Below are 20,578 nucleotides of genomic sequence, written 5' to 3'. Positions count from 1 at the left end.
TGACCAGGGCAAGAGACCCGGTCGGTCAGGAAGGACATCTGTGAGCGAGACCGATCTCGTCAGCACCACGCCCGCCCGCAAGCGGGGTGGCCTCACCGGAATGGTGCTGGCGGAGCTCCGCCAGCTGGCCGAGGAGCTGAACATCTCCGGCACCACCGGGATGCGCAAGGGCGATCTCATCGCCGCCATCAAGGAGCGCCAGGCCGGCGCACCCGCCGCCCCGGCCCCCGCCGCGGCCGCCGCCCCGGCGCCCGCCGTCGAGGTGCCCGTCGCCGCGGCTCCGGCCCCGGCCGCCGCCGACAACGGCGCGGCCCCGGCCCCCACCACCCGTCGGCGCCGCACGGCATCGCGCCCGGCCGGCGCGCCCGACTCGACGTGGGCGCCCGCCGCGACCACCCCGCCGCCCGCGGCCGAGCCCCCGGCCCCCGAGGTCCCGGCTCCCGCTGCCGCGCCCGTCGAGGTCCCGGCCGCCGTCACCCCCGCCGTCACCCCCGCGGTCGAGACGCCCGTCGTGGAGACCCCGGCCGTCGAGGCCCCGGCAGCCGCCGTCGAGACGGCGGTGCAGGCGCCGTCCGTCAACGGGTCGGCCCCCTCGGCCGACACCGACGCCCCCACCGAGGGTGGTGGCCGTCGCGGCCGCAGCCGTCGCAACCGCAATGCCGAGCAGGCCGAGCCCGTGGCCGCCGACGCCGGTGACGCCACCGAGGAGCGCGGCGGGCGCAACCGCACGCGCGGCTCGCAGAACGGTGCCGCCCAGAACAACGCCACCCAGAACGGTGGCCGCAACGGCAACCAGGACGGGGCCGGCCAGAACGGCACGGCCGGTGAGCAGCGCTCCGAGGGCCGCGTCGGCGACGCCCGCGACGACAACCGGGGTGGCGGCGACCGCGGCGAGAACCGGAACGACAACCGCGGCGGCAACGACCGCAGCGACAACCGGGCCGACCGCAACGACAACCGCGGCGGCAACGACAACCGCGGCCCGCGCGACAACCGCCCGGACGACGACTCCGACGACGACGGCGACGGCCGCGGCCGCCGCGGCCGTCGCTTCCGGGACCGTCGACGCGGCCGCGACCGCGACCGCGGCGGCGCGGGCAACGGCGGCGGCCAGGGCAACGTCGACACCGAGGTGCGCGACGACGACGTCCTGCTCCCCGTCGCCGGCATCGTCGACATCCTCGACAACTACGCGTTCGTCCGGACCACGGGCTACCTCTCCGGCCCCACCGACTGCTACGTCTCGCTCTCGCTCGTGCGCAAGCACGGCCTGCGCCGCGGCGACGCGATCACCGGTGCGGTCCGCGAGGGCCGCGAGGGCGAGCAGTCCCGCCAGAAGTTCAACCCGCTCGTCCGCGTCGACACCATCAACGGGCAGGACCCGGAGGCGTCGCGCAACCGCGCCGAGTTCACCAAGCTCACGCCGCTCTACCCGAACGACCGGCTGCGCCTCGAGACCGAGTCGCACATCATGACCACGCGGATCATCGACCTGGTCATGCCGATCGGCAAGGGTCAGCGCGCGCTGATCGTCAGCCCGCCCAAGGCGGGCAAGACGATGGTGCTGCAGGCGATCGCCAACGCGATCACCACGAACAACCCGGAGTGCCACCTCATGGTCGTCCTGGTGGACGAGCGGCCGGAGGAGGTCACCGACATGACCCGGTCGGTGAAGGGCGAGGTCATCGCCTCCACCTTCGACCGTCCCGCCTCCGACCACACCACGGTCGCCGAGCTGGCCATCGAGCGGGCGAAGCGCCTCGTCGAGATGGGCCACGACGTCGTCGTGCTGCTCGACTCGATCACCCGCCTGGGCCGGGCCTACAACCTGGCCGCGCCCGCGTCGGGCCGGATCCTCTCCGGTGGTGTCGACTCCACGGCGCTCTACCCGCCCAAGCGCTTCCTCGGCGCCGCGCGCAACATCGAGAACGGTGGATCGCTCACCATCCTCGCCACCGCGCTGGTCGAGACCGGTTCCACGATGGACACGGTGATCTTCGAGGAGTTCAAGGGCACCGGCAACGCCGAGCTCAAGCTCGACCGCCGCATCGCCGACAAGCGGGTCTTCCCGGCCGTCGACGTCGGCGACTCGGGCACCCGCAAGGAGGAGCTGCTGCTCTCGCCCGACGAGCTGGCCGTCATGGTCAAGCTGCGCCGGGTGCTCTCCGCGCTGGACGACCAGCAGGCCATCGACCTGCTGCTCACCCAGCTCAAGAAGACCCGCACCAACATCGAGTTCCTGATGCAGGTCGCCAAGGGCCTCCCGGTCGGCGACACCGACTGACCCGCCCGGCCGCCCGCGGGAATCCGCGGGCGGCCCGGGTGGTTGAATGACCTGTCACGCTCCGGCCCCGGTTCACCTCGCACGACGAGGACCCGGTGCCACTTCGAGAGGAACCACCGTGCGATCTGGCATCCACCCCGAGTACGTCACCACCCAGGTGACCTGCAGCTGCGGCAACTCGTTCACCACGCGCAGCACCAAGTCCAACGGCTCGATCACCGCCGAGACCTGCTCCGCCTGCCACCCCTTCTACACCGGCAAGCAGCGCATCCTCGACGCCGGTGGCCGCGTGGCGCGCTTCGAGGCGCGCTACGGCAAGCGGGCCGGCAAGTAGTTCCGCCGACGGCGCCCACCCGATCCGGGTGGGCGCCGTTCGCGTGTCACGAGACCATCCGAAGGGACGAGGAGATGCCGGCACCGGCCGTCGACGCGATGCTCGCCGAGCACGCCGAGCTGGAGCTGCGCCTCGCCGACCCGGCCATCCACGCCGACGCGTCGCTGGCCCGCAAGCTCGGCCGCCGCTACGCGGAGCTGGGCCCGATCGTCGCCGCCTCCCGCGAGCTGTCCACCGCCCGCGAGGACCTCTCCGCCGCCCGTGAGCTGGCGGGGGAGGACCCCTCGTTCGCCGCCGAGGCCGACGACCTCGTCGCCCGCATCCCCGCACTGGAGACCCGCCTCGCCGAGCTGCTCGTCCCGCGCGACCCGCACGACGGCGACGACGTCGTGATGGAGGTCAAGTCGGGGGAGGGCGGCGAGGAGTCCGCGCTGTTCGCGAGCGACCTCGTGCGCATGTACACCCGCTACGCCGAGCGGCGCGGCTGGCGGACCGAGGTGCTCGACGCCAACGTCTCCGACCTCGGCGGCTACAAGGACATCACCCTGATCGTGCGGGCGCGGGCGCCCGAGCCCGACGGGGTGTGGAGCGCGCTGAAGTTCGAGGGCGGGGTGCACCGCGTGCAGCGCGTGCCCGTCACCGAGTCGCAGGGCCGCATCCACACCTCCGCCGCCGGCGTGCTCGTCTATCCCGACACCGGTGAGGACGCCGACGTCGAGATCGACGAGAAGGACCTGCGCGTCGACGTGTTCCGCTCCTCGGGCCACGGTGGGCAGAGCGTCAACACCACCGACTCGGCCGTGCGGATCACCCACCTGCCCTCCGGCATCGTCGTGAGCTGCCAGAACGAGCGCAGCCAGCTGCAGAACCGGGCGCGGGCGATGGAGGTGCTGCGGTCGCGGCTGCAGGCGGTGCACGAGGCCGAGCTGGCCGCGGAGGCGATGGCGGAGCGGAAGTCGCAGGTGCGCACCGTCGACCGCTCGGAGCGCATCCGCACCTACAACTACCCCGAGAACCGCATCGCCGACCACCGCGTCGGCTACAAGGCGCACAACCTCAGCACGGTCCTCGACGGCGACCTCGACGACCTGCTGACGGCCCTCACGGCGGCCGACCGGGCGGAGCAGCTGAGCTCATGACCGGCCGGCGAGCGCGACGGGGGACGGGCCGGTGAGCCGCCAGCCGCTGCGTCTCGCCATCGCCGAGGCCGAGCGGATGCTCACCGAGGCCGGGGTCGCCTCCCCGCGCGTCGACGCCGAGATCCTCGCCGCGCACGTCGTCGGGGTGGAGCGCGGGAAGCTGATGATGCACCCGCTCGTCGACCCGCCCGTGGTGGAGGCCCTGCGCCGGCTGGTCGTGCGCCGCGCCACCCGCGAGCCGCTGCAGCACCTGCTCGGCACCGCGGTGCTCGGGCCGGTCGCCGTGGCGGTCGGGCCGGGGGTCTTCACGCCGCGCCCGGAGACCGAGCTGCTGCTGGAGTGGGGGCTCCGCGCGATCGCCGACGTCGCGTCGCCGCTGGTGGTCGACCTGTGCACCGGCACCGGGGCGCTCGCGCTGGCCGTCGCCGCGAGCCGCCCGGACGCGCAGGTGCACGCCGTCGAGGCCGACCCCGGCGCGCTGACCTGGGCCCGGCACAACATCGCCGCGCACGGCGACACCGTCGTCCTGCACGCCGCCGACGTGCGCTGGAGCGACCTGCTCATCGAGCTGGAGTCGCACGTCGACCTGGTCCTGTGCAATCCGCCCTACGTCCCCGACGCCACGGCGCTTCCGCCCGAGGTCACCGAGTGGGACCCGCCCGGGGCCGTGTTCGGCGGACCGGACGGCCTGGAGGTCATCCGCGCGGTCATCGGGACCTCGGCCGGGCTGCTCCGCTACGGGGGCCACCTCGCGATCGAGCACGACGACACCCACGGGGAGGTCGTGCCCGCACTGCTGCGCCGCCGCAAGGTGCTCACCGACGTCGAGGAGCACCTCGACCTGACCGGCCGCCCCCGCTTCGCGACGGCCCGCCGCGTCGGGCCTCCGCCGCCCTCGTAGGCTCGCGCCCGTGCCTCCCACCTACGACTGCGCGGACGCCGACGCCCGCCGCGACGGCCTCGCCGCCGCGGCCCGTGCGGTCCGCGCCGGACGCCTGGTCGTGCTGCCCACCGACACCGTCTACGGCCTGGGCTGCGACGCGTTCTCCGCCACCGCCGTCCGCGCCCTGCTCAAGGCGAAGAACCGCGGCCCCGACATGCCGGTGCCCGTGCTCGTCGGCTCCTGGTCGACGATCGACGGACTCGTGCTCGGCGTGCCGAGGACGGCGCGGCAGCTGATCGAGGCGTTCTGGCCCGGCGGGCTGTCCCTGGTCCTGCCGCACGCCCCGTCGCTGTCCTGGGACCTGGGCTCCACCAAGGGCACGGTCATGCTGCGGATGCCGCTGCACCCGGTGGCGCTGGAACTGCTGCGCGACGTCGGCCCGATGGCGGTCTCGAGCGCCAACATCTCCGGGCAGCCCGCCCCCGCCACCGCGGCCGGCGCGGAGGAGCAGCTGAAGGGGAGCGCGGCCGTCTATCTCGACGGCGGCGACTCCGGCGAGCCCGTCGCCTCCACCGTCGTCGACCTGACCGGCGACGACCCGCTGATCCTGCGCGAGGGAGCGGTGTCGCGGGCCGACGTGGCCGAGGTGCTGGGCCGCGAGGTCCTCACCGCGTAGGACCCGGCAGGCCGATCTGGTCGGCCATCCGGTCGACGGCGTCGGTGAAGAAGGCCGCGCGGTCGTCGACCACGTTGTGCAGGTGCCCGAACAGCTCGAAGCCGATCAGCCCGAACAGGCCGGTCCAGGCGGAGATCGCGCGCTCGGCCAGCGCGGAGTCGCCCGGCAGGCCCATCAGCTCGGCGAGGCCGGGGTGCAGCGCCCCGGTGCCGCTCCCGTCCGGCACGACCTCCCCCGAGGCGACCCCGCGGGCGACGATCGTGCACAACACCTCGCCCACCCGCGCCGCAGGCCCGATCGTCGTCTCCGGGGCGGCGTAGCCGGGCACCGGTGAGCCGTAGACCAGCGCGTACTCGTGCGGATGGGCCTGCGCCCACTCCCGCGACGCGCGACAGACGGCGTGCCAGCGGGTGCGCAGGTCGTCGGGGGCAACGGCCGCGTCGGCCTGCTCGGCCGCGCTGCCCAGCGCGTCGTATGCCTCGACGATCAGCGCCGTCAGCAGCTCGTCGCGGCTGGGGAAGTAGCGGTAGACCGCCGACGACGCCATGCCCAGCTCGCGCGCGACGGCCCGTAGCGACAGCGCGCTCGCGCCGTCGACGGCGAGGTGCCTGCGGGCGACCTCGGTGATCTCGCGCGTCAGCTCGGCGCGGACGCGGGCACGGGCTCCGGTGGCGGTCACACCGGGCAGTCTCGCACAGATACGAGAGCACTGCTCTTGACAGTCGGGCCGCAGGTGGTGAACAGTGTGACGAACAGAGAGCAGTGCTCACGCATCGAAAGGGAACCCCATGTCGCAGCACGTGATCGTCGGAGCCGGAACGATCGGGAGCGGGGTCGCCCGCCTCCTCGCCGGTCAGGGCCACGACGTCCGGATCGTCTCCCGCAGCGGGTCGGGACCGGTGGGGGAGGGCATCGAGCGGGTCGCGGCGGACGCATCCGACGCCGACCGGCTCGCCGAACTGGCGGCGGGCGCCGACGCGCTCTACAACTGCGCCAATCCGCCGTACCACCGCTGGGCCACCGACTGGCCACCGCTGGCCGCCGCCCTGCTGACGGCGGCCGAGCGCTCCGGCGCGGTCCTCACGGTCATGTCGAGCCTCTACGGCTACGGCCCCGTGGACGCCCCGATGACCGAGGACACCCCGCTGGGCTCGGCGCCCGGCACCAAGGGTGCGATCCGCAACCGGATGTGGTCCGACGCGCTGGCCGCGCACGAGGCGGGGCGGATCCGGATGACCGAGGCGCGCGCGTCGGACTTCTACGGCCCCGGCCTGCGCACCACCGGCCACCTGGCCGAGCAGGCCGTCGGCCGGCTCCTCGACGGCAAGCGACCGCGCCTGCTGCAGGGCGACCCGGACGCGCCGCACTCCTGGACCTACGTCGAGGACGTGACCCGCACCCTGGTGACCCTCGCCGGCGACGAGCGGGCGTGGGGCCGGGCGTGGCACGTCCCGACCGGACCCGCGCAGTCGGTGAACGGGATGCTGGACCGGATCGCGCGGACCGCGGGCGTCCCCGAGCGACCGGTGCAGGTGCTGCCGGCGTTCGCGGTACGCCTCGGTGGGCTGGCGGTGCCGTTCCTGCGGGAGCTCGCCGAGGTCCGGTACCAGTTCGCGGAGCCGTTCGTCATCGACTCCTCGGTGGCGCAGGACACGTTCGGTCTCGCGCCCACGCCGCTGGCCGACGGCCTCGCCGCGACCGTCGCATGGTGGCGGGAGCAGGCGACGGTCGCGGCCTGACGGCCGGGTACCGTGGTCGCCGTGACGACACCGTTCTGGGGCCCCGACTTCGACGCACTGCAGCAGCAGGACCCCGAGATCGCGGGAGTGGTGCTCGACGAGCTGGAGCGCCTGCGCGGCGGGCTCCAGCTCATCGCGAGCGAGAACCTCACCAGCCCCGCGGTGCTCGCGGCACTGGGATCCACGCTGTCGAACAAGTACGCCGAGGGGTACCCCGGCAAGCGGTACTACGGCGGCTGCGAGGTCGTCGACCAGGCCGAGGAGATCGGCAACGCGCGCACGAAGGAGCTCTTCGGCGCCGAGCACGCGAACCTGCAGCCGCACTCCGGCGCGTCGGCCAACTTCGCCGTCTACGGCGCGTTCACCGTGCCCGGCGACACCGTGCTGGCGATGGACCTCAAGCAGGGCGGGCACCTCACCCACGGCTCGAAGGTCAGCTTCTCCGGCAAGTGGTTCAACAACATCAGCTACTCCGTCCGCCAGGACACCGAGCAGATCGACTACGACCAGGTCCGCGACCTGGCCCGCGAGCACCGCCCCAAGATGATCATCGCGGGCGCCACGGCGTACCCGCGGCTGATCGACTTCAAGGCGTTCCGCGAGATCTGCGACGAGGTCGGCGCGATCATGTGGGTCGACGCGGCGCACTTCATCGGGCTGGTCGCGGGCCAGGCGATCCCGTCGCCGGTGCCCTACGCCGACGTCGTCTCCGCCACCACGCACAAGGTCCTGCGCGGCCCGCGCGGCGGCATGATCCTGTCCAAGGCGGAGCACGCGAAGGCGCTCGACAAGGCCGTCTTCCCGTTCTCCCAGGGCGGGCCGCTGATGCACGCGGTCGCCGCGAAGGCCGTCGCGATGAAGGAGGCGGCACAGCCCGCCTACCAGACCTACGCGCGCCAGGTCGTCGCCAACGCCCAGGCGCTGGCGAAGAGCCTCGAGGCCGAGGGGATGCGCGCCACCTCCGGCGGCACCGACACGCACCTCGCGCTGATCGACCTGCGGCCGATCGGCGTCACCGGGGCCGACGCCGAGACCCGCTGCGACGCCGCGCGCATCACGCTCAACAAGAACGCGATCCCCTACGACCCGGCGCCGCCGCTCAAGCCGTCGGGCGTGCGCGTCGGGTCGCCGAGCCTCACCACGCAGGGGATGGACGAGTCCGACATGGCCGAGGTCGGCTCGCTGCTCGCCCGCGCGGTGAAGGCCGAGCACGGCACGTCCGCGGGCGACGCCGAGCTGGCGTCGGTCGCCGAGGCCGTGGGTGCGCTCGTGGCACGGGCACCCGCCTACCCGCGCCCCTGACGCGATCCTCCCCACGGTGCTGCTCGCCCAGGCACTCCCGGCGCAGATCCTCCCGATCAAGGAGTACCTGCTCGCGGGAGTGACGGCGGCGGTCGTCACGTTCCTGCTGGTCGGGCCGGTGCGGGTGCTCGCGCTGCAGGTCGGCGCGGTCGCCTGGCCGCGCGGCCGCGACGTGCACGTCACGCCGACGGCGCGCTGGGGCGGGCTCGCGATGCTGGCGGGTGTGCTGGCCGGGATCGCGATGGCCTACCAGCTCCCGGCGATGCGCCTGGCGTTCGCGTACTCCGAGGAGATGGTCGGGGTCGTGCTGGCGTCGCTGATCCTCGTGCTGGTCGGGGCGCTGGACGACCGCTACGAGCTCGACGCGCTCACGAAGCTGGCCGGCCAGACCACGGCGGCCGGGGTGATGACGCTGTTCGGCGTGCAGTGGACCGTGCTGCCGGACGTGTTCCTCGGCGGGCAGGTCGGGCTCGGCCGCGAGCAGGGTGTGCTGCTGACGGTGCTGCTCACGGTGGCGCTGGTGAACGCCATGAACTTCGTCGACGGGCTCGACGGCCTCGCCGCGGGCATCGGGCTCATCGCCGCGGGCGCCACCGCCCTGTTCACGATGGGACTGGTGCTGCGCAACGGCAACGACCCCTTCGTCTTCACCCCGGCGCTGATCGCGTTCGTGCTCGCGGGGGCGTGCCTGGGGTTCCTGCCGCACAACTTCAACCCGGCGCGCATCTTCATGGGCGACTCCGGGTCGATGCTGATCGGCCTGCTGCTGGCCGCGGCCACGACGATGGCGTCGGGGCGGCTCACCGACGTCACCACCGGCGGTGACCTGCTGGCGCTGTTCGCGCCGCTGATCGTCCTGGCCGCGGTGGTGTTCATCCCGGTGCTCGACCTGCTGATGGCCGTCGTCCGGCGGACCCGGGCGGGACGCAGCCCGTTCGCACCGGACAAGATGCACCTGCACCACCGGCTGCTGGAGATCGGGCACAGCCAGCGCCGCGCGGTGCTGCTGATCTACCTCTGGGCGGGCGTGCTGGCGTTCGGCGCGGTCGCGCTGGCGCTGATCGACGACCCGTTCGTGGTCCTGTGGGCGGTGGGAGTCGGCCTGGTCGTGGCCGTGCTCGCCTCGTCCGTACCGAGAGCGAGGATGCGATGACCCGCAAGCTGCCTGAGGGGCAGGAGGAGACGGTCCTCGCCCTGGGCCGCGCGATGCTGCGCAACGTCGTGATCGTGTCCAGCATCACCACGGTCGTCGTGGTCGTGGCGTCGTGGCTGACCGCTGGAGCGGCCGGAGCGGTGAGTGCGCTGGTCGGAGCCCTGTTGGGCGTGCTGTCCTCCCTGTTCACGCTGGTGCTGATGCGGCGTACCGCGACCCACGAGCCCCAGGCTGTGATGGTCGCCTCATTCGGTGGCCTGCTCACCAAGATGATCTTCCTGCTGGCGGTGCTGTTCCCGATCGGGGCGGTCGACGGCGTTCACCGAGTGTCGTTGGGAGTCGGCCTGCTCGCGGTCCTCATCGCGGCGACCGCGGCCGAGGGCTGGGCGGGTTACCGGCTCCGCACCATGTACGTGGTACCCGACGTGCCCGCGACCAGCGGATCGATGACCGGTATGTCGGGCTCGACGACCGGTGCGGAACCGGACGCGGACGGTCGGGCCGTCGGGCTCCCGTCGCACCCCGACCGCGAAGAGTGATCGTTTCGCAAGACCGAAGGGCCTGGTCGCACGCAGGGTGGGGCCGTCCGTCTCCTCGGAACCGGCTGATAATGTGCGCAACGTAAGCGAAACCTGGCGCAGACGGCCGCAAGTCGTCGTGTGCGCGCCAGGCGCCCGCGACGACATCGTGCGGGCTAGGCGATCTCCTGGGCCACGGTAGGCGGGCCGGGAGCACCGGAAGGATCCCCATTGGGCGAGTTCGTACTGGCGGCCGAGGAGTTCACTCCGCCCGGCGTCGGCACCTTCATCTACCCGCCGATCTTCGGTGAGGTCACCAAGCCGATCGTGCAGGCCGTCCTCGCCGCGATCATCGTGGGCGTGTACTTCACGGTCGCCACCCGACGCATGTCGATGGTGCCGAGCAAGGGCCAGTTCATCGCCGAGTACATCTACGGCATGGCCCGCAACACCATGGCGCGGGACCAGATCGGTGGCAAGGAGTTCAAGCCCTTCATCCCGCTGATCCTCGCGCTGTTCAGCTTCGTGCTGGTGAACAACCTGTTCGGGATCATCCCGTTCTTCCAGTTCCCCACCATGTCGCGCATCGGCTTCCCGATCGCGCTGGCGCTGTTCGTCTACGTGGCCTACCACTACGCGGGCTTCAAGAAGCACGGCTTCGTCGGCTACATCAAGCACGCGGCCCTGCCTCCGGGGGTCCCGCCGTTCGTGGCTCCGCTGATCATCGTGATCGAACTGTTCACGAAGTTCGCCTTCCAGCCGTTCTCGCTGGCCCTGCGTGTGTTCGCGGCGATGTTCGCCGGTCACCTGATCCTGGTGCTGGCGGTCGTGGGCGGGGAGTTCCTGCTCTCGTCGGGCAGTGCGCTCGTCGTCGCCGCACCGTTCGCCTTCATCGCGGCGATCGCCTTCACCTTCCTCGAGGTGCTGGTCATGGCCATCCAGGCCTACGTCTTCGCCCTGCTCGCCGGTGTCTACATCGGCGCAGCGGTCTCCACCGAACACTGATCCCCGGCCGCGACGGCCGACTGCGCTTCGACGAACGATCCGCTCCCCGGCGGACCCACCGAAAGGAACCAGCACGTGAACTCGAGCATCGTCCTCGCCCAGGCCGCCGAGGCCGTCAACATCAACCCGGGCCTCGCGGCCATCGGTTACGGCACCAGCGCCATCGGTGCGGCCATCGGCGTGGGCATGATCTGGTCCGCCGTCATCAGCGGCACGGCCCGCCAGCCGGAGGCCCGCGGCACCCTGATGGGCATCGCGTGGACCACGTTCGTCCTCGTCGAGCTGCTCGCCCTGATCGGCCTGGTCGTCTTCTTCATCGCGTCCGCCGCCTGATCGACCGACCCGCGGCACGATCAACCCCAGCGGCTCCGTGTTCCACGGGCCAACACTCCTGATGGAAGGAATGACGGTGGACATCTCGATCCTCGCCGCCGAGGAGCCGCTCCCGGTTCTCCCGCTGCCCGGTGAGCTGATCGTCGGACTCGTCGCGTTCGCGATCCTGCTCTTCGTGCTCTGGAAGTTCGCGGTCCCGCGGTTCGAGGCCCTCTACGAGGAGCGGACCGACGCGATCGAAGGCGGGCTCAAGCGCGCCGAGGAGACGCAGGAGCAGGCACAGCGCCTCAAGGCCGAGTACGAGGAGCAGATCGCCGGGCTCCGCGCCGAGGCCGCGCGCATCCGCGACGACGCCCGTGCCGAGGGCACGCAGATCAAGACCGAGCTGCGCGCCCAGGCCGAGGAAGAGGCCGCGCGCATCAAGCAGCGCGGCGAGGAGCAGATCGCGGCCGCCCGCGAGCAGGCCGTGCGCCAGCTCCGCGGCGAGATCGGTGGCCTGTCGGTCCAGCTGGCCGGCCGTCTCATCGGCCGCGAGCTGTCCGACACGGAGGCCCGCCGCGGCACCGTCGACTCCTTCCTGGCCGAGCTCGACGGCATGGAGTCCCGGCAGACCGCTCCGACCCAGACGACCGGAGCGAGCTGATGGCGGTCGTCCTGCAGGCGGCGAGCCGGGAGTCCCTGGCCACGGCCGGTGAGCGGCTCGACGGCATCGTCGACTCCTCGTCGGCGGCCGACCTCGGGACGCTCGGCGACGAGCTGTTCGCCGTCACCCGGCTGGTGGTGGCCCAGAAGCCGCTGCGCACCCACCTCGCCGACCCGTCGGTACCGCAGGAGGCCCGCAGCGGGCTGATCCGACAGGTGCTCGACGGCAAGGTCGGCGAGCGGACCCTCGACGTCGTCTCGGGCATCGTCGGGTCGCGCTGGTCGCAGTCCCTCGACCTGGTCGAGGCGCTGGAGACCGTGGCCCGCCGGGCCACGCTCGCGGTCGCGGAGAAGGACGGCAGCCTCGACGAGGTCGAGGACCAGCTGTTCCGGTTCGGTCGGATCCTCGACCGGGAGCCCGAGCTGACCGCACTGCTGGCCGACGCCACGCAGCCCGAGGACAAGCGCACCGCGCTGCTCGACTCCGTGCTCGGGCGCGACCGGGTCTCCCCGGTCACGGCCGCGCTGCTGCGCCAGACCGTCCGTATCCCGCGCGGCCGGCACCTCGACATCGCGGCCGAAGAGCTCTCCGAGCTGGCCGCCGCCCGCCGCGACCGGTACGTCGCGCGGGTCATCACCGCCGTCGCGCTGAGCGACGAGCAGGAGCGCAAGCTCGCCGACACGCTCACCCGCATCTACGGGCGGCCGATGTCGCTGCAGGTCGAGCTGGACGAATCCCTGCTCGGTGGTCTGGTCGTCGAGGTCGGCGGAGAGGTCATCGACGGCAGCGTCGCGGGCCGCCTCGCCGCCGCCGGACGCCACCTCCCGAGCTGACATTCCTTCTTACAGATAAGGACAGACGACAGCCATGACAGAGCTGACGATCTCCCCGGAGGAGATCCGGAGCGCGATCTCCAGCTACGTCTCGTCGCTGGAGACCGGTACGTCCCGCGACGAGGTGGGCCACGTATCCGACACCGGTGACGGCATCGCCCACGTCGAGGGCCTGCCCTCGGCGATGACCAACGAGCTCCTCGAGTTCGACGGCGGCGTGCTGGGTGTCGCACTGAACCTCGACCAGCGCGAGATCGGCGCGGTCATCCTGGGCGACTACGCCGGGATCGAGGAGGGCCAGCCGGTCAAGCGCACCGGCAACATCCTCTCGGTGCCGGTCGGCGACAACTTCCTGGGCCGGGTCGTCGACCCCCTGGGCAACCCGATCGACGGTCTCGGCGACATCGAGGCGGAGACCCAGCGCGTGCTGGAGCTCCAGGCCGCGGGCGTCATGGACCGCCAGGGCGTCAGCGAGCCGCTGCAGACCGGCATCAAGGCGATCGACGCCATGACGCCGATCGGCCGCGGCCAGCGCCAGCTGATCATCGGCGACCGCAAGACGGGCAAGACCGCCGTCTGCGTCGACACGATCATCAACCAGAAGCAGAACTGGGCCACCGGCGACCCGAAGCAGCAGGTGCGCTGCATCTACGTCGCCATCGGTCAGAAGGGCTCCACGATCGCCGGTATCCGGGCGTCGCTGGAGGAGGCGGGCGCGCTGGAGTACACGACCATCGTCGCCTCGCCCGCCAACGACCCGGCCGGCTTCAAGTGGCTCGCGCCCTACACCGGTTCGGCCATCGGCCAGCACTGGATGTACGAGGGCAAGCACGTCCTCATCATCTTCGACGACCTGTCCAAGCAGGCCGAGGCCTACCGCGCCATCTCGCTGCTGCTGCGCCGCCCGCCGGGCCGCGAGGCCTACCCCGGCGACGTCTTCTACCTGCACTCCCGCCTGCTGGAGCGCTGCGCCAAGCTGTCCGACGAGAAGGGCGCCGGCTCGATGACCGGCCTCCCGATCATCGAGACCAAGGCGGGTGACGTCTCGGCCTACATCCCGACCAACGTCATCTCGATCACCGACGGCCAGGTCTTCCTGGAGTCCGACCTGTTCAACCAGGGCGTCCGGCCGGCCATCAACGTCGGCATCTCGGTCTCCCGGGTCGGTGGTGACGCGCAGATCAAGGCCATGAAGACGGTCTCGGGCTCGCTTCGTCTCGACCTCTCCCAGTACCGCGAGCTGGAGGCGTTCGCCGCCTTCGGTTCCGACCTCGACGCCGCCTCGGCCGCCACGCTGGGTCGCGGCAGCCGCCTGGTCGAGCTGCTCAAGCAGGGTCAGTACGCGCCGCAGCCGGTCGAGGAGCAGGTCGTCTCGATCTTCCTCGGCACCAAGGGGCACCTCGACTCCGTGCCGGTGGCCGACATCCAGCGCTTCGAGTCGGAGTTCCTCGACCACGTGCGGCGCAACGAGGAGGGCATCCTCGCCGAGATCCGCGACGTCAAGAAGATGTCCGACGAGCTGTCCGACCGCATCGTCTCCGCGGTGAAGTCCTTCAAGGAGAACTTCACCGCCACCGACGGCTCGTCGGTGGTGCCGAAGGAGAAGGAGGCCGAGGCGCTCGACGAGGACGAGGTCGACCGCGAGTCGGTCAAGGTCACCAAGAAGAAGCCCTCGGGCGAGAGCTGAGCGGGTAACGCATGGCAGCGCAGATTCGCGTCCTGCGGCGGCGGATCAAGTCGACGCAGTCCATCAAGAAGATCACTCGCGCGATGGAGCTGATCGCGACCTCCCGGATCGTCAAGGCCCGCGCGCGGGTCGAGGAGTCCAAGCCCTACGCCGAGCAGATGACGGCCGTCCTCACCGAGCTGGCCAACAACTCGGCGCTCGACCACCCGCTGCTCGTCGAGCGGGAGGAGCCCAAGCGGGCCGCGGTGCTGGTCGTCACCAGTGACCGCGGCCAGTGCGGCGGCTACAACGCCGGTGTGCTCAAGGAGGCGGAGCAGCTGCAGTCGCTCCTGCGCGAGCAGGGCAAGGAGCCGGTGCTCTACGTCATCGGGCGCAAGGGCGTGAACTACTACCGGTTCCGCAAGCGTGCGGTCGAGCAGTCCTGGACCGGCTTCTCCGAGCAGCCCGCCTACGAGAACGCGGCCGAGGCCGCGCGCACCCTCGTGGCGTCGTTCATGGCGGGCTCCGACGACACCGTCGGCGCTGACGGCGAGCGCGAGCCCGGCGAGGACGGCGTCCGCGGCGTCGACGAGCTGCACCTCGTGTACACGCAGTTCAAGAACATGGTCACCCAGACGCCGCAGGCGCGGCGGATGGCGCCCATGGAGGTCGAGTACGAGGTCGACACCGTCGCGCAGCCGGGCGGGGAGATCGAGGAGCGTCGCGAGGAGGCCGCAGCCTCGAAGGGCGAGCTCCAGCCGCTCTACGAGTTCGAGCCCAGCGCCGACGTCCTCTTCGACGCGCTGCTCCCGAAGTACATCGGCGCGCGGCTGTTCGCCGCGCTGCTGGAGTCGGCGGCCTCGGAGTCGGCGAACCGGCAGCGGGCCATGAAGGCCGCCACCGACAACGCGAACGATTTGATCCGTACCCTGACGTTGCAGTCGAACCAGGCCCGTCAGGCCCAGATCACCCAGGAGATCAGTGAGATCGTCGGTGGCGCCGACGCTCTCGTGAGCACAGGAAGTGAGAGCTGAGATGACCGCCACCGCTGACGCCCCCACCGGCACCAGGACCGGCCGGGTCGTCCGGGTCACCGGCCCGGTCGTCGACGTCGAGTTCCCGCGCAACGAGGTCCCGGCGCTCTACAGCGCCCTGACCGTCGAGGTCGAGTTCGGTGACCTCGCGAAGACGCTGACGCTGGAGATCGCCCAGCACCTCGGCGACAACCTCGTCCGCACGATCTCCATGCAGCCCACCGACGGCGTGGTCCGTGGCCAGACCGTGACCGACCTCGGCCGCCCGATCTCGGTGCCGGTCGGCGACCAGGTCAAGGGGCACGTGTTCAACGCGCTCGGCGAGTGCCTGGACAAGCCCGACCTGGAGATCACCGGCGACCTGTGGGGCATCCACCGCAAGGCGCCCAACTTCGACCAGCTCGAGGGCAAGACCGAGATGCTGGAGACCGGCATCAAGGTCCTCGACCTGATGACCCCGTACGTGGTCGGCGGCAAGATCGGCCTGTTCGGCGGCGCGGGCGTCGGCAAGACGGTGCTGATCCAGGAGATGATCCAGCGCGTCGCCCTGAACTTCGGTGGCACCTCGGTGTTCGCCGGTGTCGGCGAGCGCACCCGTGAGGGCAACGACCTCATCACGGAGATGACCGAGTCCGGCGTCATCCAGAACACCGCGCTGGTGTTCGGTCAGATGGACGAGCCGCCGGGCACGCGTATGCGCGTCGCCCTGTCCGCGCTGACGATGGCGGAGTACTTCCGCGACGAGCTCAGCCAGGACGTGCTGCTGTTCATCGACAACATCTTCCGCTTCACGCAGGCGGGTTCCGAGGTCTCCACGCTGCTCGGCCGCATGCCGTCCGCGGTGGGGTACCAGCCCACCCTGGCCGACGAGATGGGCGAGCTGCAGGAGCGCATCACGTCGACGCGCGGCCGCTCGATCACCTCGATGCAGGCGATCTACGTGCCCGCGGACGACTACACCGACCCGGCGCCGGCCACCACCTTCGCCCACCTGGACGCGACGACGGAGCTCTCCCGCCCCATCTCGCAGAAGGGCATCTACCCGGCGGTCGACCCGCTGACGTCCACCTCGCGGATCCTCGACCCGCAGTACGTCGGCAACGAGCACTTCCGGGTCGCCAACGAGGTCAAGCGGATCCTGCAGAAGTACCAGGACCTGCAGGACATCATCGCGATCCTCGGTATCGACGAGCTCTCCGAGGAGGACCGGCAGCTCGTGGGCCGGGCGCGGCGCATCGAGCGCTTCCTGTCCCAGAACCTCCTGGTCGCCGAGCAGTTCACCCAGCAGAAGGGCTCGACGGTGCCCCTCAAGGAGACCATCGAGGCCTTCGACAAGATCGCCAAGGGTGAGTTCGACGACTACCCCGAGCAGGCGTTCTTCCTCTGCGGTGGCATCGAGGACCTGGAGAAGAACAAGAAGAAGCTCGAGGGCTGATCGCACATGGCGGAGATGACGGTCGACCTGGTCGCTGTCGAGCGGAAGATCTGGTCGGGTCAGGCCAGCTTCCTCAAGGCGCGCACCACCGTCGGTGATATCGGTGTGCTGCCGGGCCACCAGGCCACGCTGGCGCAGCTGGAGGACGCAGGGGTCGTGCGCGTCGACGGCACCGACGGTTCGTCCACCACGCTCGCGGTGCGCGGCGGCTTCCTCTCGATCACCGCCGACACCGTCACGGTGCTGGCGGAGTTCGCGGAGCTGGCCGACGAGATCGACGTGGCGGGGGCCCGTGCGGCACGCGATCGGGCCGACACCTCGGATCCCGAGGGTGCGGCCGACGCGGCCTGGGCGAACGCGCGGCTGCAGGCCGCCGGCGAGTCCGAGTAGCCGGCAGCGCTGGTGGCCACGGCGCTCGGCATCCTGCTGTTCGTCGCGTGTCTGTGCATCGGCTACCTCGTCTTTCGGCGAGTACGTCTCATGCGGGGCGGTGGAGTGGACCTGAGTCTGCGCCGCCGCCCCGCGGCCGTTCCCCGGGACGCGTCCGCCGGCTGGCACGCCGGCGTCGCCCGCTACCGCGGTGACGAGCTGGCCTGGTTCCGGCTCACGTCGTTCCGCCCCGGGGCCTCGCTGCGACTCGACCGCAACGAGCTCGAGATCATCGGCCGGCGCGAGCCGGCCGACGCCGAGGCGTACGTGATGCCGACGCGGTCGGCCGTGCTGCGTTGCCGCAGCCGCGGCGTCGAGGTGGAGCTCGCGATGACCCCCGGTGTGCTCACCGGCTTCCTGTCGTGGCTGGAGGCCGCCCCACCCGGCCGCAGCACCGGGTACCGCCAGGCCTCCTAGGACTCCGCCTGAGGGCCGCCGGGCTGCCACAGGACGTCGCCGTCGGGGTTGGCGGCGCGGCCGAGGATGAACAGCAGGTCGCTGAGGCGGTTGAGGTACTTCGCGGTGAGCGGGTTGGTGCGCTCGGCGTCGACCTCCAGCAGGGCCCAGACGCTGCGCTCCGCGCGTCGGGTGACGGTGCGGGCCACGTGCAGGTACGCCGCGCCGGGGGTGCCGCCGGGGAGGATGAACGAGGCGAGCTTCGGCAGGTCCTCGTTGAACTCGTCGCACCAGCCCTCCAGGCGCGCGACGTAGTCCTCCGTGACGCGCAGCGGCGGGTACTCCGGGTCGGGCACGATCGGCGAGCACAGGTCGGCACCGACGTCGAACAGGTCGTTCTGTACCTGGGCGAGCGGCACCAGCAGCGCGTCGGAGAGGCCGCCGAGCGTGACGGCGACGCCGAGCGCCGCGTTGGCCTCGTCGGTGTCGGCGTACGCGGCGAGCCGGACGTGGGTCTTCGGGACGCGGCTGAAGTCGCCGAGCGCGGTGGTGCCGTCGTCGCCGGTCTTGGTGTAGATCCTGGTGAGGTGCACGGACATGGGACCGAATCTAGCCCGAATCGCGGGGCAGATAGCGTCGTCGACCGTGGCTGAGCATTTCGCGGTGGACGGCGGCGCGCGCCTGCAGGGCACCGTCGACGTGGTGGGTGCCAAGAACAGCGTGCTGAAGCTCATGGCGGCGGCGCTGCTCGCGGAGGGCACGACGACACTCACCAACTGTCCGGAGATCCTCGACGTCCCGCTGATGGCCGACGTCCTGCGCAGCCTGGGCTGCACGGTGACCGTCGACCACGACACGGTGACGATCGACGTGCCGGCCGACCCGAGCGCGGAGGCCGACTACCGGTCGGTGTCGAAGCTGCGGGCGTCGGTGTGCGTCCTGGGCCCGCTGGTGGCCCGCTGCCGGCGCGCGATCGTCCCGCTGCCCGGTGGTGACGCGATCGGGTCGCGCCCCCTCGACATGCACCAGGCCGGCCTCCGCAAGCTCGGGGCGACCACCGAGATCGCGCACGGTCGGGTCGTGGCCACCGCGGAGGTGCTGCGCGGCGCCCAGATCTGGCTCGACTTCCCCAGCGTCGGGGCCACCGAGAACATCCTGATGGCCGCGGTGCTCGCCGAGGGCACCACCGTGATCGACAACGCGGCCCGTGAGCCGGAGATGGTCGACCTCTGCCGGATGCTGCAGCAGATGGGCGCGAAGATCGACGGCGTCGGCAGCTCGACGCTGACGGTGCACGGCGTCACCGGGCTGGCTCCGACGCAGCACCGCGTGATCGGCGACCGGATCGTCGGCGCGACGTGGGCGTTCGCCGCGGCGATGACGCGCGGCGAGGTCACGGTTCGCGGGGTCGACCCGCACCACATCGACCTGGTCCTCGACAAGCTCCGCAGCGCCGGCGCCACCACCGACATCGACGCCGACGGCTTCACCGTCGCGATGGACGGGCGGCCCCGCGCCGTCGACTTCGTGACGCTGCCCTACCCGGGCTTCCCCACCGACGTGCAGCCGATGGCGATCGCGCTCTCCGCCGTCGCCGACGGCACCTCGATGATCACCGAGAACGTGTTCGAGGCGCGCTTCCGGTTCGTCGACGAGATGGTGCGTCTCGGCGCCGACGCCCGGACCGACGGGCACCACGCCGTCGTGCGGGGCGTCGAGCGGCTCTCCAGCGCCCCCGTGTGGGCGAGCGACATCCGGGCCGGGGCCGGCCTCGTGCTGGCCGGGCTGTGCGCGGAGGGCCGCACCGCGGTGTGGGACGTCGAACACATCGACCGTGGCTACCCGCGGTTCGTCGAGAACCTGCGCGACCTCGGCGCCGGCATCGCCCGGGTCGCCGGGGAACCGGACACGTGATCTGCGTGTGAGGTGTCACCCGATCGGGTACCCCTGGCCATGACCAGCGCAGCCCAGTCGGCGAACAGCAACGCGAAGCAGGCGGCGCGCAGCCGGCCAGTCAAGATCGCGGCGAGAGTGGGCATCCTCGCCTACGGCATCACGCACCTCCTGATCGGTGGGTTGGCGCTGCAGGTGGCGTTCGGCCAGGGCGGCGAGCAGGCCGACCAGACGGGTGCGTTCCAGGCGCTGGCCCAGCAGCCCTACGGGCCGCCGCTGCTGTGGGTGCTCGCCATCGGGTTCGTGGCCGCCGCCGTCTGGCGGGCCGAGCTGGCGATCTGGGGCTACGGCTACGTCTCCGTGCGCTCGAAGTACCTCCGCAAGAAGATCGTGAGCGGGGTGAAGGCCGTCATCTTCGTGGCGCTCGCGATCCTCGCCGGTACGACGGCGGCGGGCGGCAGCGGTGGCGGCGGGGGCCAGCAGGAGGCCACGGCGGGTGTGTTCGGGCTGCCGGGCGGGCAGTTCATCGTCGGGCTGATCGGACTCGTGGTGCTGGCCGTCGGCGTGGTGAAGGTCGTCGAGGGGTACCAGAAGAAGTTCCTGGAGGAGATGGACGCCCCGTCGGACGCCCGCGCCCGCACGGTCCTGGAGCGTGTCGGGCAGATCGGCAACGTGGCCAAGGGCGTGTCGATCGGCCTGATCGGCGTGCTGCTCGTCGTCGCGGCGATCCGGTTCCGGCCGGAGGAGGCCACCGGCCTCGACGCCGCACTCAAGGGCCTCGCGGCGCAGCCGTACGGGCCGTACCTGCTGATCGCCGTGGCGCTGGGACTCGTGTCCTACGGCGTCTTCTGCTTCTTCGACGCCCGGTACCACCGCGTCTGAC

General features: G+C 71.7%; 22 protein-coding genes. 20 read left to right on the top strand and 2 right to left on the bottom strand.

What is annotated here, in order from left to right; all coding sequences use genetic code 11:
* Positions 1–40 precede the first annotated feature (40 nt).
* The 5 genes from rho to I4I81_RS16850 all read left to right on the top strand — a co-directional run bounded on the left by rho (position 41) and on the right by I4I81_RS16850 (position 5,316).
* Positions 41–2,284 carry a transcription termination factor Rho gene (gene rho / locus I4I81_RS16870; RefSeq protein ID WP_372478321.1) on the top strand — a complete coding sequence of 748 codons (2,244 nt, stop codon included), beginning with the start codon at positions 41–43 and terminating at the stop codon, positions 2,282–2,284.
* A gap of 118 nt (positions 2,285–2,402) precedes the next feature.
* Complete coding sequence (gene rpmE / locus I4I81_RS16865; RefSeq protein WP_185721661.1) at positions 2,403–2,618, top strand: 50S ribosomal protein L31; 216 nt, start codon at positions 2,403–2,405, stop codon at positions 2,616–2,618.
* 74 nt (positions 2,619–2,692) lie between these two features.
* The gene (prfA, locus tag I4I81_RS16860; RefSeq protein WP_218601386.1) at positions 2,693–3,757 is read left to right on the top strand and encodes a peptide chain release factor 1; all 1,065 of its coding nucleotides are present in this window, start codon (positions 2,693–2,695) and stop codon (positions 3,755–3,757) included.
* A 31-nt stretch (positions 3,758–3,788) separates the two neighbouring features.
* Complete coding sequence (gene prmC, locus I4I81_RS16855; RefSeq protein WP_218601385.1) at positions 3,789–4,658, top strand: peptide chain release factor N(5)-glutamine methyltransferase; 870 nt, start codon at positions 3,789–3,791, stop codon at positions 4,656–4,658.
* Between the two features lie 10 nt (positions 4,659–4,668).
* Positions 4,669–5,316, top strand: coding sequence for an L-threonylcarbamoyladenylate synthase (locus tag I4I81_RS16850; protein ID WP_218601384.1), 648 nt, complete (start codon positions 4,669–4,671; stop codon positions 5,314–5,316).
* Here the strand turns inward: I4I81_RS16850 and I4I81_RS16845 are convergent.
* The gene (locus tag I4I81_RS16845; protein WP_218601383.1) at positions 5,306–5,995 is read right to left on the bottom strand and encodes a TetR/AcrR family transcriptional regulator; all 690 of its coding nucleotides are present in this window, start codon (positions 5,993–5,995) and stop codon (positions 5,306–5,308) included. The genes I4I81_RS16850 and I4I81_RS16845 overlap by 11 nt on opposite strands.
* Before the next feature lie 109 nt (positions 5,996–6,104).
* Between I4I81_RS16845 and I4I81_RS16840 the strand changes: the two genes are divergently transcribed.
* The 13 genes from I4I81_RS16840 (at position 6,105) to I4I81_RS16780 (ending at position 17,823) form a co-directional block, all read left to right on the top strand.
* Positions 6,105–7,055, top strand: coding sequence for an NAD-dependent epimerase/dehydratase family protein (locus tag I4I81_RS16840; protein ID WP_218601382.1), 951 nt, complete (start codon positions 6,105–6,107; stop codon positions 7,053–7,055).
* Between the two features lie 21 nt (positions 7,056–7,076).
* Entirely contained in the window at positions 7,077–8,357 is a 1,281-nt protein-coding gene (gene glyA / locus I4I81_RS16835; RefSeq protein WP_218601381.1) for a serine hydroxymethyltransferase, read from the top strand.
* Between the two features lie 16 nt (positions 8,358–8,373).
* Complete coding sequence (locus tag I4I81_RS16830) at positions 8,374–9,510, top strand: MraY family glycosyltransferase (RefSeq protein WP_226363412.1); 1,137 nt, start codon at positions 8,374–8,376, stop codon at positions 9,508–9,510.
* Positions 9,507–10,049, top strand: coding sequence for a Cg1360 family ATP-synthase-associated protein (locus I4I81_RS16825; protein ID WP_218601380.1), 543 nt, complete (start codon positions 9,507–9,509; stop codon positions 10,047–10,049). Before I4I81_RS16830 ends, I4I81_RS16825 begins: the two co-directional genes overlap by 4 nt.
* Before the next feature lie 210 nt (positions 10,050–10,259).
* Positions 10,260–11,033: a F0F1 ATP synthase subunit A gene (gene atpB, locus I4I81_RS16820; RefSeq protein ID WP_218601379.1), complete on the top strand. Its 774-nt coding sequence runs from the start codon at positions 10,260–10,262 to the stop codon at positions 11,031–11,033.
* Between the two features lie 75 nt (positions 11,034–11,108).
* On the top strand, positions 11,109–11,366 hold the full coding sequence (locus I4I81_RS16815; protein ID WP_275967469.1) for an ATP synthase subunit C-like protein: 258 nt from the start codon (positions 11,109–11,111) through the stop codon (positions 11,364–11,366).
* Between the two features lie 70 nt (positions 11,367–11,436).
* Positions 11,437–12,009: a F0F1 ATP synthase subunit B gene (locus tag I4I81_RS16810; RefSeq protein WP_218601378.1), complete on the top strand. Its 573-nt coding sequence runs from the start codon at positions 11,437–11,439 to the stop codon at positions 12,007–12,009.
* Positions 12,009–12,842, top strand: coding sequence for a F0F1 ATP synthase subunit delta (locus I4I81_RS16805; protein ID WP_218601377.1), 834 nt, complete (start codon positions 12,009–12,011; stop codon positions 12,840–12,842). The genes I4I81_RS16810 and I4I81_RS16805 overlap by 1 nt, the downstream gene beginning before the upstream one ends.
* A 34-nt stretch (positions 12,843–12,876) precedes the next feature.
* Positions 12,877–14,529 (top strand): F0F1 ATP synthase subunit alpha, encoded by a 1,653-nt coding sequence (atpA, locus tag I4I81_RS16800; protein ID WP_218601376.1) that lies wholly within the window; start codon positions 12,877–12,879, stop codon positions 14,527–14,529.
* Positions 14,530–14,540: 11 nt separating this feature from the next.
* Positions 14,541–15,542, top strand: coding sequence for a F0F1 ATP synthase subunit gamma (locus I4I81_RS16795; RefSeq protein WP_218601375.1), 1,002 nt, complete (start codon positions 14,541–14,543; stop codon positions 15,540–15,542).
* Between the two features lies 1 nt (position 15,543).
* Positions 15,544–16,977: a F0F1 ATP synthase subunit beta gene (gene atpD / locus I4I81_RS16790; protein ID WP_185721674.1), complete on the top strand. Its 1,434-nt coding sequence runs from the start codon at positions 15,544–15,546 to the stop codon at positions 16,975–16,977.
* 6 nt (positions 16,978–16,983) lie between these two features.
* Positions 16,984–17,367, top strand: a complete 384-nt coding sequence (locus I4I81_RS16785; protein WP_218601374.1) for a F0F1 ATP synthase subunit epsilon — start codon at positions 16,984–16,986, stop codon at positions 17,365–17,367.
* 12 nt (positions 17,368–17,379) lie between these two features.
* On the top strand, positions 17,380–17,823 hold the full coding sequence (locus I4I81_RS16780) for a DUF2550 domain-containing protein (RefSeq protein WP_226363411.1): 444 nt from the start codon (positions 17,380–17,382) through the stop codon (positions 17,821–17,823).
* On the opposite strand, the gene I4I81_RS16775 is transcribed toward I4I81_RS16780, so the two are convergent.
* Positions 17,820–18,401: a cob(I)yrinic acid a,c-diamide adenosyltransferase gene (locus tag I4I81_RS16775; RefSeq protein WP_218601373.1), complete on the bottom strand. Its 582-nt coding sequence runs from the start codon at positions 18,399–18,401 to the stop codon at positions 17,820–17,822. The genes I4I81_RS16780 and I4I81_RS16775 overlap by 4 nt on opposite strands.
* Before the next feature lie 46 nt (positions 18,402–18,447).
* Here I4I81_RS16775 and murA point away from each other — a divergent pair, with 46 nt between their 5' ends.
* Positions 18,448–19,716, top strand: coding sequence for a UDP-N-acetylglucosamine 1-carboxyvinyltransferase (gene murA / locus I4I81_RS16770; RefSeq protein ID WP_218601372.1), 1,269 nt, complete (start codon positions 18,448–18,450; stop codon positions 19,714–19,716).
* Positions 19,717–19,755: 39 nt separating this feature from the next.
* Entirely contained in the window at positions 19,756–20,577 is an 822-nt protein-coding gene (locus tag I4I81_RS16765; RefSeq protein WP_218601371.1) for a DUF1206 domain-containing protein, read from the top strand.
* Position 20,578: the final 1 nt, after the last annotated feature.

The organism is Pseudonocardia abyssalis (assembly GCF_019263705.2).
GTDB classification, from domain to species: Bacteria; Actinomycetota; Actinomycetes; order Mycobacteriales; family Pseudonocardiaceae; genus Pseudonocardia; species Pseudonocardia abyssalis.
Note: the sequence above shows the minus strand (reverse complement) of the source record. Positions and strands in the feature narration are given on the sequence as shown.

What these genes read in the sequence shown, in the direction of transcription:
- prfA (WP_218601386.1), top strand. Translation starts at nt 2,693, where the DNA reads ATGCCGGCACCGGCCGTCGACGCGATGCTCGCCGAGCACGCCGAGCTG.
- atpD (WP_185721674.1), top strand. Translation starts at nt 15,544, where the DNA reads ATGACCGCCACCGCTGACGCCCCCACCGGCACCAGGACCGGCCGGGTC.
- I4I81_RS16765 (WP_218601371.1), top strand. Translation starts at nt 19,756, where the DNA reads ATGACCAGCGCAGCCCAGTCGGCGAACAGCAACGCGAAGCAGGCGGCG.
- I4I81_RS16825 (WP_218601380.1), top strand. Translation starts at nt 9,507, where the DNA reads ATGACCCGCAAGCTGCCTGAGGGGCAGGAGGAGACGGTCCTCGCCCTG.
- I4I81_RS16785 (WP_218601374.1), top strand. Translation starts at nt 16,984, where the DNA reads ATGGCGGAGATGACGGTCGACCTGGTCGCTGTCGAGCGGAAGATCTGG.
- I4I81_RS16775 (WP_218601373.1), bottom strand. Translation starts at nt 18,401, where the DNA reads ATGTCCGTGCACCTCACCAGGATCTACACCAAGACCGGCGACGACGGC.
- I4I81_RS16840 (WP_218601382.1), top strand. Translation starts at nt 6,105, where the DNA reads ATGTCGCAGCACGTGATCGTCGGAGCCGGAACGATCGGGAGCGGGGTC.
- I4I81_RS16810 (WP_218601378.1), top strand. Translation starts at nt 11,437, where the DNA reads ATGACGGTGGACATCTCGATCCTCGCCGCCGAGGAGCCGCTCCCGGTT.
- atpA (WP_218601376.1), top strand. Translation starts at nt 12,877, where the DNA reads ATGACAGAGCTGACGATCTCCCCGGAGGAGATCCGGAGCGCGATCTCC.
- I4I81_RS16805 (WP_218601377.1), top strand. Translation starts at nt 12,009, where the DNA reads ATGGCGGTCGTCCTGCAGGCGGCGAGCCGGGAGTCCCTGGCCACGGCC.
- I4I81_RS16795 (WP_218601375.1), top strand. Translation starts at nt 14,541, where the DNA reads ATGGCAGCGCAGATTCGCGTCCTGCGGCGGCGGATCAAGTCGACGCAG.